Source organism: Allorhizobium borbori, assembly GCF_014196535.1.
In the GTDB taxonomy this organism is placed as follows: Bacteria; Pseudomonadota; Alphaproteobacteria; order Rhizobiales; family Rhizobiaceae; genus Ectorhizobium; species Ectorhizobium borbori.
Genome location: NZ_JACIDU010000002.1, coordinates 1 through 13,640, shown reverse-complemented (window position 1 = coordinate 13,640; position 13,640 = coordinate 1). Strand labels below are relative to the sequence as shown.

Annotated in this window: 13 protein-coding genes; 9 read left to right on the top strand and 4 right to left on the bottom strand. The window is 62.4% G+C overall.

What is annotated here, in order from left to right; translation table 11 throughout:
- Positions 1-8: 8 nt before the first annotated feature.
- Both xdhA and GGQ66_RS02110 read right to left on the bottom strand, forming a co-directional pair.
- Complete coding sequence (xdhA, locus tag GGQ66_RS02115) at positions 9-1,472, bottom strand: xanthine dehydrogenase small subunit (protein WP_183788923.1); 1,464 nt, start codon at positions 1,470-1,472, stop codon at positions 9-11.
- Positions 1,473-1,669: 197 nt separating this feature from the next.
- Complete coding sequence (locus GGQ66_RS02110; protein WP_183788921.1) at positions 1,670-2,095, bottom strand: GFA family protein; 426 nt, start codon at positions 2,093-2,095, stop codon at positions 1,670-1,672.
- Between the two features lie 196 nt (positions 2,096-2,291).
- Between GGQ66_RS02110 and GGQ66_RS02105 the strand changes: the two genes are divergently transcribed.
- From GGQ66_RS02105 to GGQ66_RS02085, 5 genes are all read left to right on the top strand, one after another.
- Positions 2,292-3,347 carry an LLM class flavin-dependent oxidoreductase gene (locus GGQ66_RS02105; protein ID WP_183788919.1) on the top strand — a complete coding sequence of 352 codons (1,056 nt, stop codon included), beginning with the start codon at positions 2,292-2,294 and terminating at the stop codon, positions 3,345-3,347.
- Between the two features lie 22 nt (positions 3,348-3,369).
- On the top strand, positions 3,370-4,128 hold the full coding sequence (gene map, locus GGQ66_RS02100) for a type I methionyl aminopeptidase (RefSeq protein WP_183788917.1): 759 nt from the start codon (positions 3,370-3,372) through the stop codon (positions 4,126-4,128).
- Between the two features lie 101 nt (positions 4,129-4,229).
- The gene (locus GGQ66_RS02095; protein ID WP_183788915.1) at positions 4,230-5,408 is read left to right on the top strand and encodes a YbfB/YjiJ family MFS transporter; all 1,179 of its coding nucleotides are present in this window, start codon (positions 4,230-4,232) and stop codon (positions 5,406-5,408) included.
- Positions 5,409-5,539: 131 nt separating this feature from the next.
- Entirely contained in the window at positions 5,540-6,805 is a 1,266-nt protein-coding gene (sbmA, locus tag GGQ66_RS02090) for a peptide antibiotic transporter SbmA (RefSeq protein ID WP_183788913.1), read from the top strand.
- A gap of 75 nt (positions 6,806-6,880) precedes the next feature.
- Positions 6,881-7,873, top strand: a complete 993-nt coding sequence (locus GGQ66_RS02085; RefSeq protein WP_183788911.1) for an ABC transporter ATP-binding protein — start codon at positions 6,881-6,883, stop codon at positions 7,871-7,873.
- Positions 7,874-7,876: 3 nt separating this feature from the next.
- Here GGQ66_RS02085 and GGQ66_RS02080 read toward each other — a convergent pair whose 3' ends face one another.
- On the bottom strand, positions 7,877-8,887 hold the full coding sequence (locus GGQ66_RS02080) for a polysaccharide deacetylase family protein (protein WP_183789621.1): 1,011 nt from the start codon (positions 8,885-8,887) through the stop codon (positions 7,877-7,879).
- A gap of 106 nt (positions 8,888-8,993) precedes the next feature.
- On the opposite strand from GGQ66_RS02080, the gene GGQ66_RS02075 reads away from it, so the two are divergent.
- The 3 genes from GGQ66_RS02075 to der all read left to right on the top strand — a co-directional run bounded on the left by GGQ66_RS02075 (position 8,994) and on the right by der (position 11,847).
- Positions 8,994-9,578 (top strand): NnrU family protein, encoded by a 585-nt coding sequence (locus tag GGQ66_RS02075; protein ID WP_183788909.1) that lies wholly within the window; start codon positions 8,994-8,996, stop codon positions 9,576-9,578.
- A gap of 153 nt (positions 9,579-9,731) precedes the next feature.
- The gene (locus tag GGQ66_RS02070; RefSeq protein ID WP_183788907.1) at positions 9,732-10,403 is read left to right on the top strand and encodes a tetratricopeptide repeat protein; all 672 of its coding nucleotides are present in this window, start codon (positions 9,732-9,734) and stop codon (positions 10,401-10,403) included.
- Positions 10,404-10,428: 25 nt separating this feature from the next.
- Positions 10,429-11,847 (top strand): ribosome biogenesis GTPase Der, encoded by a 1,419-nt coding sequence (gene der, locus GGQ66_RS02065; RefSeq protein ID WP_183788905.1) that lies wholly within the window; start codon positions 10,429-10,431, stop codon positions 11,845-11,847.
- A 45-nt stretch (positions 11,848-11,892) separates the two neighbouring features.
- Here the strand turns inward: der and GGQ66_RS02060 are convergent, their stop codons facing one another.
- On the bottom strand, positions 11,893-12,441 hold the full coding sequence (locus GGQ66_RS02060; RefSeq protein ID WP_183788902.1) for a YbhB/YbcL family Raf kinase inhibitor-like protein: 549 nt from the start codon (positions 12,439-12,441) through the stop codon (positions 11,893-11,895).
- A gap of 243 nt (positions 12,442-12,684) precedes the next feature.
- Here GGQ66_RS02060 and GGQ66_RS02055 point away from each other — a divergent pair, with 243 nt between their 5' ends.
- On the top strand, positions 12,685-13,449 hold the full coding sequence (locus tag GGQ66_RS02055; protein WP_370686269.1) for a helix-turn-helix transcriptional regulator: 765 nt from the start codon (positions 12,685-12,687) through the stop codon (positions 13,447-13,449).
- Positions 13,450-13,640: the final 191 nt, after the last annotated feature.

Genomic DNA, 13,640 nt, shown 5'->3' with positions numbered 1-13,640 from the left:
TTGTCCCCTCATTCCGCCGCATCGGGATAGCGCTGCAATTCCTGCTTCTGGCCGGTCGTCTCGAGGAAGAAGCGGTAGAGCAGGTTCTTGACCGTCAATTGCCTATACTCGGCCGTGGCGCGCCAGTCGGTCAGCGGCTGGTAATCCGCGTCGAAGGCCGGTTGCGCGGCCTTCACGGTCGCTTCCGTCCATGGCTGCCCCATGAGGGCGGCTTCCACGGCGCTCGCCCGCTTCGGTGTGCCGGCCATGCCGCCGAAGGCGATGCGGACTGTCTTGACGCTACCGGCTTCCAGCTCGAGGAAGAAGCCGCCGCAGGCCGCCGAGATATCCTCGTCGCGGCGTTTCGAAATCTTGTAGACGGCGTAATGGCTGTCTTTCGGCGGGTGAGGAATGAAGAGGCTCTCGACAAATTCGCCGGGATTCCGGTCCTGCTTGCCGTATGCGATGAAGTAGCTTTCGAGCGGCATGGTGCGGGTGCCGGCGGCGCTCCTCAGCGTCAGGATGGCGCCGAGCGCAATAAGCGCCGGCGGCGTGTCACCGATGGGCGAACCGTTGGCGATATTACCGCCGATCGTGCCCATGTTGCGCACCTGCTGGCCGCCGATGCGGGCAATGAGCGCGCCAAAAGCCGGGATTTCGCGGGAAAGCGTGTCGAAGGCGGCGGCATAGGTCACGCCCGCGCCGATCCTTATGCCGTCGTCCCTGACCTCAAGCTGCTGCAATTCCGGCAGGTGATTGATGAAGACGACCGGATCGAGCTTGCGCATCTGCTTCGTCACCCAAAGGCCTGTATCGGTGGAACCGGCGACGATGGTGGACTTTGCCTCTTCCGCCAGAACGCGGCAGAGTTCGGCGACGGAGCCGGGCAGGATGGCGCGCTCGCCGTCCTTTTCCACGACGACCGTTTCGCTTGCGGCCAATGCTTCAAGCCGGGCGGCCACCTTCTCATGGCCGCCATAGACGGGGTCGCTGGCGGAGGGGCGCGAGAGGCTGGCCTGTTCGGCGGCCTTGATGATGGCTTCATAGCCGGTGCAGCGACAGAGATTGCCCTGAAGGGCGCGTTCGATCTCTTCGCGCGAGGGCTTGGGATTGGCAAGCCACAGGCCGTAAAGCGACATGACGAAGCCCGGCGTGCAGAAGCCGCATTGCGAGCCGTGGCAATCGACCATCGCCTTCTGCACCGGATGCAGCGCGCCATCTTTCGCCGCCAGATGCTCTACGGTGACGATATGGGTGGCGTTCAGCGAGCCGAGGAAGCGGATGCAGGCATTGACGCCTTCATAGACCAGCCGCCCGCCGACGAGACGTCCGACCAGCACCGTGCAGGCCCCGCAATCGCCTTCCGCGCAGCCTTCCTTGGTGCCCGTCAGGCGCCGGTTGAGGCGCAGGTAGTCCAGCAGCGTATCGGTCGGGCCGAAATCACCCGTTTCGATTTCCTGCTCGTTCAGAATGAAACGAATGCAACCGGACATGTTTCCCCTTTTGGTCGTATTTATTCACGCGCCGGTCTGAAAAGTTACGCGCAAAAGCATTGTTCTGGCAATCCATGTTTTTTGCGTTCGCACAAATTGAATACGAAACCGAAGTGGATTGCCGCCATTGCTGCGGGTGCACATGGTGGCTGCAAACGGGCGAATTCCGGCTGACCGCCATTGCCCATGCGCAGGGATCAGGTCGAGGGCTCGAACCGGAGTGTGCCGGCAATGCGTGAAGTCGAGCCGGTGTCCGAGGGATGGGAAACGCCATCCATGACCGTGACTTCCGGAAAATCGAACGGGCTGATGCCTTCGATGCAGGCGACATTGATCCCGAAAAGCGAGGGGTTCGAGCGGCGCTGATGGTGCGTATAAATCCCGCAGGTCTTGCAAAAGTAATGCCGGGCGGTTCTGGTATTGAACTGGTAGAGCGTCAGGTTGTCCTCACCCGCCACGAACTCCACATCGGAAAGCGCTGCCGAAACGGCAATGGCCCCGCGCATGCGGCAATAGGAGCATGTACAACGGCGTATCGTCTTGAATTCGTCGGCAAGGCGAACCCGGAACCGGACGGTGCCGCAGTGACATGCCGCCTCATGCAATTGTCTCTCGTCACCCATCGCAAGCCCACCCCCCTGTCGCTCCTGCGAGGATAGGGGCGTTCAGCCCCGCCCGCAAGCCGGGAAACCCGTGGCTTCAGTGTGCGCATGGCGTGCCCGGCGAAGACGCACCGTCAACACGCACGCGCTTTGCAGATGCCGGCCGACACCTTAATCTAAGGCTGAACAATGAATGGCTATTGAGGAGTGCGCGGCGATGGAACTCGGTCTTTATACCTTTGCGGATGTCGATCCCACGGCAGCGCACGGGCCGGAAGGGGCGCGGCGGTTGAAGAACCTGCTGGAAGAGATCGAACTGGCCGATCAGGTCGGGCTCGACGTCTTCGGCGTCGGCGAGCACCACCGCCCGGATTACGCGGTTTCCTCGCCTTCCACCGTGCTGGCGGCGGCGGCGGTGAAGACGAAGAACATCCGGCTGACGAGTGCCGTCTCCGTGATCAGTTCGGATGACCCGGTGCGGCTGTTCCAGCAGTTTTCCACCGTCGATCTCCTCTCCGGCGGGCGGGCGGAAATTATGGCCGGGCGGGGGTCCTTCATCGAATCCTTCCCACTCTTTGGCTACAACCTCGAGGATTATGACGACCTCTTTTCCGAAAAACTCGGGATGCTGATGAAGCTGAACGAGGCTGAAACGCTGACCTGGAAGGGCGAGCATACCGCGACGATCAACGGGCGGGGCGTCTATCCGCGTCCGTTGCAGGAGAAGCTGCCGCTGTGGATCGCGGTGGGTGGCACGCCGCAATCGGTGGCACGGGCGGGGTCGCTCGGCCTGCCGGTGGCGCTTGCCATCATCGGTGGCGAATATCCGCGCTTTGCACCGCTCTTCAATCTCTACCGCGAGGCGGCGCGGGCGGCGGGGCAGGATGAGGCGAAGCTTCAGACCTCGATCAACGTGCACGGCTTCATCGATGTGACGCGCCAGCAGGCAGCGGATACGTTTTATGGCCCGCAGCAGGCGGTGATGGACCGGCTGGGGCGCGAGCGCGGCTGGCCGCCGGGCAGTCGCGGCCAGTTCGACCGGGCCATGGGGCCGCGTGGCAATCTCTTCGTCGGTTCGCCGGAGGAGGTTGCGGAAAAGATCGTCGCCGCGCATCGCCTGTTTGGCAACACCCGGTTCCTGTTGCAGATGGCCATCGGCCTCATGCCGCATGACGCGATCCTGCGCGGCATCGAACTTTACGGCACGAAAGTCGCGCCGCTCGTCAGAAAGGAATTGACGGGAAGCGCAAGCGGAGCGAAACCCGCCGCGTGAAATTACGGCGGGAGTGCAGCGGATGATCATCAGCAGTCAGGACGAGTTCGACAAGATGCGCGAGATCGGTCGCATTTGCGCGCGCGCCCTCCAGTCCATGAGCGAGGCGCTTCGTCCCGGCATCACCACCCGTGAACTGGACGAGATCGGCCGCAAGGTGCTGGAGGCCGCCGGTGCACGCTCGGCCCCTGAACTGTGCTACCAGTTTCCGGGCGCGACCTGCATTTCCGTCAATGAGGAAGTGGCGCATGGCATTCCGGGCGACCGGGTGATCCGCGCCGGCGATCTGGTCAATCTCGACGTTTCCGCCGAGAAGGACGGTTTCTTTTCCGATACCGGCGCGTCCTTTGCCGTCGGCAAGACGACGCCGAAGATTACCCGCCTGCTGCGCGACGGCAAGCGCGCCTGCTGGCTCGGTATCGGCGAGGTGAAGGCCGACAAGCCGCTCGCCAGCATCGGTCAGGCCATCGGCGCGTTTGCGGCGAAAAACAAGTATACGCTCATCGCCAATCTCGCGAGCCACGGCATCGGCCGTTCGCTGCATGAGGAGCCGGCGGAACTTTCCACCTGGGCGGACCCCGACGAAGACCGGATCATGACCGATGGTCTCGTCTTCACCATCGAACCCTTCCTCTCGCTCGGCGGGCAATGGGCCGAAGACAGCGATACCGAGGACGACGACTGGACGCTTTATTCGACGCCGAAAGCCCCGACCGTGCAGTTCGAACACACGATCGTCGTGACGAAGAACGGCCCGATCGTGCTGACGCTGCCGGATTGAGGGCAGGGGCAATTCTTTCCGTCTTCGCCTCAAGCGCCATTCATCGCTGCCATCAGTATTCCTGATTTGTTTTCCGGCAAGGGCGATGGCAGAACGGCGGCATGAAAACAACGTCCGCCTGTTCTTCCTCGCTCTTCCTTGTCGGCTTCACCGGTGCGCTGGCGCTTGCCTCCAGCCAGGGATTGGGCCGCTTCTTCTATACGCCGGTTCTGCCGGGCATGATGGCCGAACTCGGCCTTTCGCCGGCCGATGCCGGGCTGATCGCGGCGGCGAATTTCGCCGGTTATCTCGTCGGCGCGCTGGCCTCGTCGCAAAGCTGGGCGGCCGGGCGCGAGCGGCAGGCGGCGCTGACCGGGCTTCTGGCGACTGCCGTGCTGATGGCTTTGATGGCGCTGCCGCATTCGCTTGCCCCATTCATCGTCATTCGTTTTCTCGCCGGGCTTTCGAGCGCCTTCGGGTTGATTTTTACGTCCGCGCTGGTGCTGGAATTCGCCGCAAGCCGGGGCAGCACTGCGGTTCCCTCCGCCATGTTCGGCGGGGTCGGCATCGGCATTTCACTGTCCTCGCTGGTGGTGATGACGGTTTCGACTGCCGCCGGCGGCAGCGCGGAAGGCTGGCGGGCAAGCTGGCTGACGGGATCGCTGTTCGCGCTCGCCATCGTCCTTCTCGCCGCAGCCGTGTTGCCGAAGCCGCAGGCCGGCGCCCGCAAGGCGGCGGAACCGGTGCTGCGCTGGCGGCCGCTTTTCGTCATCGCGGCCATTGCCTATTGCTGCTTCGGCTTCGGCTACATCGTCAGCGCCACCTTCCTCGTCGCCATTGCGCGGGCGGCAGGGTCGGGCGCGTGGGTGGAGTTCGCCTGCTGGTTCGCCACCGGCATTGCCTGCTTTGCCTCGCTCTTCGTCTGGCAACCGCTGGTCAAGCGGCGCGGCGCGGATGTGGTGCTCGCCATCTGCATGGTGCTTCTGGCGGCGGGAACGCTCTCGAGCGTGCTTCTGCCGCCGCAATATGCGGTGATCGTCGGCGGCGTGCTGCTGGGCGGCACCTTCATGGTCATCACCTCCTGCGGGCTGGCCACGGGCCGGGCCTTTGCGCCGGAAAGCCCGCGCCGGGCCATGGGCGTGATGACGGCGATCTTCGGCATCGGCCAGATCGCCGGGCCCATGGTGGGCGGCTGGGCCGCGAATATCTCGGGCAGCTATCTCATGCCAAGCATGATTGCCGCCGGCGTTCTGGTTGTCGGTGCGCTTCTGCTCATTCCGGTCATCGCCGGGCGCGATTGAGCGGCGGCTTGCGAATGACAAATCGGTAAGCTTGGCGCCGTGCCATTGCGGCGCACACGCTTCTGCCATAGTTTCGCGCCAACAGGTCGGGGCGAATTGGCCCCGAAGCAGCAAGCAAGGTTTCCGACCCCGTGTTTCATTCGTTTTTTCCTCGCCCGAAACTGTTTTTCACGACGGCAATCCTCTGGACGATCGTCTGTATAGCCGTCTGGTACACGGTCGGCCCCGAGATGGGGGCGGCTTTGGGGATGCCGCCGCTCGGGCCGGATGAGAAGGCGCCCATCGGGCTCGCCTATTTCATTGCGCCTGATAACCTCTGGTTCTATCTTTACTTCACCATCTTCGTTCTTGTTTTCGGCGGTGGCTGGAAACTGGCGGACCGGAATCACCCCTGGTCCAACTGGTCGATCTGGGGCTCGGCCTTCATCATCTTCATCGCCTATTTCTCGGTGCAGGTTTCCGTCGCCATCAACAATTGGCGCGGCCCGTTCTTCGATCTTTTCCAGCGTGCGTTGGAAAAGCAGCCGGGCATCACGACCGGGCAGTTCTACGAATTGCAGTTGCGCTTTCTCGAAATCGGCCTTGTTGGCGTGGCGATGAATGTCGTGACCGCCTTCTTCACCAGCCACTACGTTTTCCGCTGGCGCACAGCGATGAACGACTTCTATCTTTCGGAATGGGCCAAGCTGCGCCACATTGAGGGCGCCTCGCAGCGTATTCAGGAAGATACGATGCGCTTTGCGTCCATCGTCGAGGGCCTCGGCGTCGTACTCATCAACTCGGTAATGACGCTGGTCGTGTTTCTGCCGCTGCTGTTCCAGATGTCCACCCACATCACTGAGCTTCCGCTGGTCGGGTCCATACCGCATTCGCTGTTCTGGCTGGCTCTGGCCTGGTCGGTGTTCGGCACCACGCTTCTGGCCGTTGTCGGCATGAAGCTGCCGGGTCTGCAGTTTCGCAACCAGCGCGTCGAGGCTGCGTTCCGCAAGGAACTGGTCTATGGCGAAGACCATGCCGACCGCGCCCAGCCGCCGACCATGCGCGAACTGTTCGCCAATGTGCGCAAGAACTATTTCCGCATGTACTGGCATTACCTGTATTTCAACGTTGCCCGCTACACTTACGGCCAGTTGGACGCGATCATCCTGACGGCTGTCCTGATCCCGACCATCGTTGCCGGCCGCATCACCATGGGCATCTGGCAGCAGATCGCTACCGCCTTCGGGCAGGTGAGCGACAGTTTCCAGTATCTCGTCAGTTCGTGGACGACGATCATCGAGCTGCTGTCGATCCACAAGCGTCTGGCCGCCTTCGAGGCTGCCATCTATGACGAGCCGCTGCCGGATATCGACCAGCGCTATCTGCAGCGCATGGGTATTTCCGACGCGGACCAGTAAACAGCCGGAAAGGGCGGCCATCGGGCCGCCCTTTTGCGTCCGTGCGGATGCAGGGCTGTCGATCCAAGGGTTTCCATGAACGACCATTCGCTCAAAACATCGCATCTCGGTCCCGGTCTCTATCGCTATATCTGGGCGCAGAGCCGCCGGCAGCAGATCGCGATCTGCGTTCTGACCATGGTGCTGGCCCCGTTGATGATGGTGCCGCTGGAGCTTCAGCGACAGATCACCAACAAGGCGGTGGAAAGCCATGATGTGAGGCTGCTGATCGAGCTGGGCATCGGCTATTTTCTGGTCATCTGCGTGCAGGGCGGCATGAAATATGCGCTCAACATGCTCAAGGGCCAGTCTGTGGAAGTGATTGCGCGGGATATTCGCCTGCGGATCGTGGAGCGCGTTTCGAAGCTCGGGCCGTCGCGGCAGGTGGCCAGCACCGCCTTCAATGCCGGCACGGTGGTTTCGCTGCTGGCGGCGGAAACGGAGGATGTCAGCGCCTTCGGCGGCGATGCCTTCGGCCTGCCGATGCTGACGGGCGGCACCATTCTTTACGTCACCGGTTACCTTCTGTGGGTGGAACCCGCCATCGCCGTTCTTGCCGTTGTCATCTACATGCCGCAGGCGTTGCTGGTGCCCATGATGCAGTTCTTCATCAACCGGCTGGCGCGGCTGCGCATTCTCAATGTGCGTTCACTGGGGCGACTGGCGGCGGATGGCATGGGCGGGCGAGAAAGCGGCCTGAGCATCATCGACCGCATCTACAAGCTGCGCATGGCCATCTATCTGCGCAAATATGCGTTGACGGCCCTCGGCAATTTCCTCGATGCGTTCGGCGTCATCATCGTGCTGATCGTCGGTGGCTACTTCGTCATTCAGGGGCAGACGCAGGTGGGCACGCTGGTCGTCTTCATGTCCGGCCTCAACAAGATCGCCGACCCCTGGGACGAACTGATCAATTTCTACCGCACCATTTCGAACACGGCGGTGTCCTACGAGATGATCCGCACCCAGATCGAGGGCGATTTCCGCGCGAAGCCGGTGGAGGACGTTCCGCCGGAGCCGGACGCCTGACTGTCACAATCCGGCGCTGGTTGTGGCCTGTTTCTTCCGGTCATCGATGAGGCGGATCGCCTCGCTGTAGGTGACACAGGAAACGTCTTCCATCCTGCAGACTTCGCGGGTGAAGCGGGCAAGCGCACGCCAGTAGGCGCCGCCGTTCATTTCGGTAAAGTGAAAGCCGAGCTGGAAGGGCGTACGGTTGCCGTCATATTCGCGGTCGAAGGCAGTGCGGAAAGCGGCGTAGCTGCGTTGCTCGAAGATGGCCGCATCCGCCAGATTGTCTTTCGCGCCGGAATGGCGGGCGAAGAGATTGTAGTCCATGGCGATGACGGGCCTGGCCTTGGGCCCCTCGGGAATGAGCGGCAGGCCGAAACGGACGAGGCCGTCGCGATCTTCCGGCATTTGCGGCCCCTTGGTCACGCCGCTGGCATCGAAGGTGAAGCCTTCGGCCTTCAACGTCGGCAAAAGCGCGGGGCTTTCCGAAAGATAGGGCGCGCGAAAGCCGCGAATGCCGGTGCGGGCGAAATCACGCCAGCCCTCGGGTTCGCGCCCTGCGGCTCCCGCCGTCTTCCAGGCGTTTTCCACCACGGAGCGGAACGCCACGAGTTCGGCCTTCCATTCGGCGGCCGTCCACTTGCCTCCATCGAAGTGGCCGCAGGTGTGGCTGCCGATCTCGCTGCCTTCCTGCTGCGCCTTCCAGATGTGGTCGAGCCTTGCGGCGACCTCTGCCTTGTCGGGGGCAAAGCCGATGTTGGAGGCGCCGGCCTTCTTGCCCGGCCCCTTGTAGGTCCTGCCGGTTTCGCGGTCGAGAACCATGGTGCAGGAAAGGAAATAGGTGAAATGTGCGCCGCTTTCGCGGGCGAGATCGCGGCTCCACGCCCACATGCTGCTCGGACCCGCTCCATCGAAGGAGACGAGCACGAGCTGTTTCGGCTTCGGCCCAGCCTCGGCGACGGCGGCGGGCAGGGCAAGGCCAAGCGAAAGGCCCGCAAGAGCGCGGGAAAGGGTGGCAGCGATCTTTATCATCGGTCGAGAGATTGGCTGGAAATGGGGCGAAGGCATGGCCGCGCTGGTAATTCGCCGCCGCTCGGGGTAAAGCATGGTTTCCCTTCCGTTAAATTCAGGTTTTCTCATGACCCTGCTCGTCATCGGCCTTGCCCTGTTCATTGGCTTTCATTCGATCCGCATCGTCTCTCCGGCCGGGCGGCTGGCGTTGATCGAACGTTTCGGCGACAAGGGCTGGAGGGTGATCCATTCCGTTGTCAGCCTCGTGGCGCTTGTGCTTCTGGTCTATGGCTTCGGCGAAGCGCGCTCCGAGACGCCGGTCCTGTGGTATCCGCCGATCTTCACGCGCCACATCGCATTGCTTCTCATGATCCCGGCCATGATCTGTCTCGTTGCCTCGGCCTTGCCGGCGGGTACGATCAAGACCAAGACGAAGTTCCCGCTGGTACTGGCCGTCAAGATCTGGGCGCTTGCGCATCTCATCGCCAATGGCGAGCTTTCCTCGATCCTGCTGTTTGCGACATTCCTTGCCTGGGGCGTGGTGTTGCGCATTGCGCTGAAGCGGGCCGTGGCACGCGGCGAAGTAACCTATCCGGTGTTCGTTTCTGCCCGTTACGACGTCATTTCCATCATTGTTGGCCTTGCGCTGTGGGCCGCGATGATCCTCGGGCTGCACGAGTGGCTGATCGGCGTTCCCCCGCTGGTTTTCTGAGGCGATCGCAGGCGGCCTCCCGTATTCCTGAACGCAAAGCCGTTTCACACTTTTGCGGGAAATGCTCTAAAGGCCGCTTACAAGTGCAGCAAAATCGGGTAGAAGGCCCCGATTATCGAGAGATTGCGCGGTGCTGCCGCGACGGAGACTTTGATGGCCAATGAACACGACAGCTTTATCCGCGAGGTGAATGAGGAACTGCGTTCGGAGCAGTTTCGCAATGCCTGGGCGCGCTATGGCCGGTTGCTGATGGGCGGGGCCGCCGCCGCTGTCATTGCCACAGCTCTGTGGGGCGGTTACGAATGGTGGAGCGAACGTCAAGCCTCTGCCTCCGGCGACCAGTTCCTCGCGGCCCTGACGCTGGTCCGCGAAGGCAAGACCGCTGAAGCGGATGCTGCGCTCAAGGCGCTGGAGGTCGATGGTTCGGGGGCCTATCCGGTGCTCGCCCGCATGCGCGCGGCCACGCTCCACGCCGAAAAGGGCGATGCCGCCGCCGCGATTGCCGCCTTCACCGAGATCGGCAAGGATACGTCGGTGCCGGAAGTGGTGCGCGATACGGCCCGCTTGCGCGCCGCCTATCTTCTGGTGGATACCGGGACCTATGACCAGGTTTCGGCGGAAGTTGAACAGATCGCCGTTCCGACCAACGCGCTGCGCCATTCGGCCCGCGAAGTGCTGGGCCTTTCCGCCTACAAGGCCGGCGATATGGTGAAAGCCAAGGACTGGTTCGAGCAGACCACCACCGATGCGCAGGCCCCGAACAATGTGGCCAACCGCGCGCGGATGATGCTCGGCCTCATCAACGCGTCGGGCAAGGCGCCGTAATCAGGGCATAGCCCAGGGAACCATCATGAGTTTTACCGTCGCCATCGTCGGGCGTCCCAATGTCGGAAAATCCACGCTCTTCAACCGTCTGGTTGGCAAGAAGCTGGCGCTTGTCGATGACACGCCGGGCGTGACGCGTGACCGTCGTCCGGGCGAGGCCAAGCTCATCGACCTGCGGTTCACCATCATCGATACGGCCGGTCTTGAGGAATCGGGACCGGAAACGCTGGAAGGCCGTATGCGCGCCCAGACCGAAGCGGCCATTGATGACGCCGATCTCACGCTCTTCGTTGTCGATGCCAAGATGGGCCTGACGCCGGTCGACAAGACGCTCGGCGAAATGCTGCGCCGTCGCGGCAAGCCGGTGGTGCTGGTCGCCAACAAGTCGGAAGCGCGCGGTTCCGACGGCGGCTTCTACGATGCCTTCACGCTCGGCCTCGGCGATCCCGTGCCGATCTCCGCCGAACACGGCCAGGGCATGATCGATCTGCGTGACGCCATTGTCGAGGTGATCGGTGAGGAAGTCGCTTTCCCGGACGAGGATGATGAGGCGGAAACCGATGTGGTTCTGCCGAGGTCCGAGAATGAAGACGAGGACGAAGAGCCGGTCTATGACGAGACGAAGCCTTTGCGCGTCGCCATCGTCGGGCGTCCGAATGCCGGCAAGTCCACGCTCATCAACCGTTTCCTCGGTGAAGACCGCCTGCTGACCGGCCCGGAAGCCGGCATCACGCGCGATTCCATTTCCGTGGAGTGGGACTGGCGTGGCCGCACCATCAAGATGTTCGACACCGCCGGCATGCGCCGCAAGGCACGGGTGATCGAGAAGCTGGAAAAGCTTTCGGTGGCCGATACGCTGCGCGCCATCCGTTTTGCCGAAACCGTGGTGATCGTGTTCGATGCCACCATTCCCTTTGAAAAGCAGGATATCCAGATCGTCGATCTGGTGATCCGCGAGGGCCGTGCGGCGGTGCTGGCCTTCAACAAGTGGGATCTGGTGGAAGACCCGCAGGCGGTTCTGGCCGATCTGCGTGAAAAGACCGAACGGCTTCTGCCGCAGGCGCGCGGCATCCGCGCCGTGCCGATTTCCGGTCAGACCGGTTACGGCCTCGAAAAGCTGATGCAGAACATCATTGACACCGACAAGGTGTGGAACAAGCGCATCTCCACCTCGCGGCTCAACCGCTGGCTGGAATCGCAGCAGGTGCAGCATCCGCCGCCGGCCGTATCGGGCCGCCGCCTCAAGCTGAAATACATGACGCAGGTGAAGGCCCGCCCGCCGGCTTTCATGATTTCCTGCACCCGGCCCGAAGCACTGCCGGAATCCTATACGCGCTATCTCATTAACGGCTTGCGCGCCGATTTCGAAATGCCGGGCGTGCCGATCCGTATCCATTACCGTGCATCGGCGAACCCGTTCGAAAACAAGCGGAAGAAGCGCTGAAACAAGGCAGTCGACCCGGAAGGCCGACTGCCTTTTCTCTTGATCTCAGCGATTGTAGACGGCGGTGATTTTCGCCGTGCCCAACGTATTTGCGCCGATCATGAAGCCGGCGAGCGCATTGCTGGCGTTTGCGGGCAGGTCCAGCTTGTCCACACCCAGCGCATGGACGGTGAAGATATAGCGGTGCACTTCACCCGGAGGCGGGCAGGCGCCGCCAAAGCCCGCGACACCGTAGTCATTGTTGATTTCAAGCGCACCGGCGGGCATGGCGCCGGTGGTGCTGGCGCCGGGCTTGATTTCCTGCACCGTGGCCGGAATGTTCACGACGTTCCAGTGCCACCAGCCGGAACCGGTCGGCGCATCCGGATCGTAGGCGGTGATTGCGAAGCTTTTCGTGCCGGCGGGCGCACCCGACCAGGAAAGCTGCGGCGACTGGTTCTGGCCGGTGCAGCCGAACCCGGCAAAGACCTGCGCCGGCTTGAGTTGCGCGCCTTCCGCCATGGCCGTGCTGGACAGGCGGAAATCTTCGGCCCGTGCCGGTGCGGAGACGGTGGCGGCAAGGAGGAGGCTGGCAAGCAGCGATATCCGGAACATGATGGTTTTCCTTTCGATCAGGTGTGGATCACGCCGCGAAAATAGCGGCCCGCCGCGCCCGCCGCTTCCGGGTGTCAATCAAAGACTGTCGAAAAACGATCAAATATGATGGAAGGATTTGCTTTTTCCATAAGGGCTTCGATAGTCTTTTCGTGCACCTGACCGCGCCGAGGTTCGAAACCCATGCTGCATATGCCTATGCCTGCCCATCCGCCGCTTGCCCCTGTCCAACCGCAGGGCGAGGTGTCTGTGCTTCCCATTACCCAGGCGACGGCGGCGACCTTTTCGGATCTCTATATCGGGCTGACGCTGCTGGTTTTCGTGCAGGCGGGAACGAAGCGGGTGGTTTGTCCGGTGCGGGGCGAGTTGATCGGCGAGGAGGGCGACCTCATCGTCTTTCCGCCGGGCTCTATGGTGACGCTGGAGAACCGGCCAGTGCTGAATGCCTGCTACCGGGCCGATGGCGTGTGTTTCAGCCACGACATGATCGATGCGGTGTTTGCCGACCAGCGACCGGGGCAGGGACCGCTGGGCATTCAGATCCTGAGAGCGGCATCCCACCGGCCGCTTGATGTTCTCGGCCTCATCAAGGCGACGCTTGACGACGGCACGCTTGCGCCGCCCATTCGCCGCCACCGGTTGCTGGAGCCGCTGGTCTGGCTCCGGCATCATGGCATCCGTCTGCAAACCCGCGAAGAGGAGCAGCCGCTCAGCCAGGTGCGCAGCCTGATCGAGACGGATTTGGGCCATGCGTGGCGGGTCTCCGATGTGGCGCGCCACTTTGCCATGAGCGAGGCGACGCTCAGGCGCTGGCTGGCATCATCGGGAAACGGCTTTTCCCGCATCCTGCACAATACGCGGCTGGAAAAGGGGCTGACGCTTTTGCAGACGACGGATCGTTCCATCTCGCAGATCGCGCTGGACTGCGGGTTCAAGACGCCGTCGCATTTTTCCGATGCGTTCCGCAAACGCTTCGGCATCGTGCCCAGGGCCATCCGTTCGAGCTAGAGCATCTCCGGTGATTACATGACCACCAAAAATTCCCTATCATTTTGTTTTTGCTGAATTGTTCGACGCTAAAGCGAGCATGCTTCGGCTGGAAATGCTTGTCTTATGATTTCCGTGCTTCTTCATGAGATAAAGAAGCGCCGGAGAGGACGGCCATCCTTCTCCGGCGATGGGGGACGGATCGTGAAATG

What these genes read in the sequence shown, in the direction of transcription:
- GGQ66_RS02080 (WP_183789621.1), bottom strand. Translation starts at nt 8,887, where the DNA reads ATGATAAAGATCGCTGCCACCCTTTCCCGCGCTCTTGCGGGCCTTTCG.
- GGQ66_RS02075 (WP_183788909.1), top strand. Translation starts at nt 8,994, where the DNA reads ATGACCCTGCTCGTCATCGGCCTTGCCCTGTTCATTGGCTTTCATTCG.
- map (WP_183788917.1), top strand. Translation starts at nt 3,370, where the DNA reads ATGATCATCAGCAGTCAGGACGAGTTCGACAAGATGCGCGAGATCGGT.
- der (WP_183788905.1), top strand. Translation starts at nt 10,429, where the DNA reads ATGAGTTTTACCGTCGCCATCGTCGGGCGTCCCAATGTCGGAAAATCC.
- GGQ66_RS02095 (WP_183788915.1), top strand. Translation starts at nt 4,230, where the DNA reads ATGAAAACAACGTCCGCCTGTTCTTCCTCGCTCTTCCTTGTCGGCTTC.
- xdhA (WP_183788923.1), bottom strand. Translation starts at nt 1,472, where the DNA reads ATGTCCGGTTGCATTCGTTTCATTCTGAACGAGCAGGAAATCGAAACG.
- GGQ66_RS02110 (WP_183788921.1), bottom strand. Translation starts at nt 2,095, where the DNA reads ATGGGTGACGAGAGACAATTGCATGAGGCGGCATGTCACTGCGGCACC.
- GGQ66_RS02085 (WP_183788911.1), top strand. Translation starts at nt 6,881, where the DNA reads ATGAACGACCATTCGCTCAAAACATCGCATCTCGGTCCCGGTCTCTAT.
- GGQ66_RS02070 (WP_183788907.1), top strand. Translation starts at nt 9,732, where the DNA reads ATGGCCAATGAACACGACAGCTTTATCCGCGAGGTGAATGAGGAACTG.
- GGQ66_RS02060 (WP_183788902.1), bottom strand. Translation starts at nt 12,441, where the DNA reads ATGTTCCGGATATCGCTGCTTGCCAGCCTCCTCCTTGCCGCCACCGTC.
- GGQ66_RS02105 (WP_183788919.1), top strand. Translation starts at nt 2,292, where the DNA reads ATGGAACTCGGTCTTTATACCTTTGCGGATGTCGATCCCACGGCAGCG.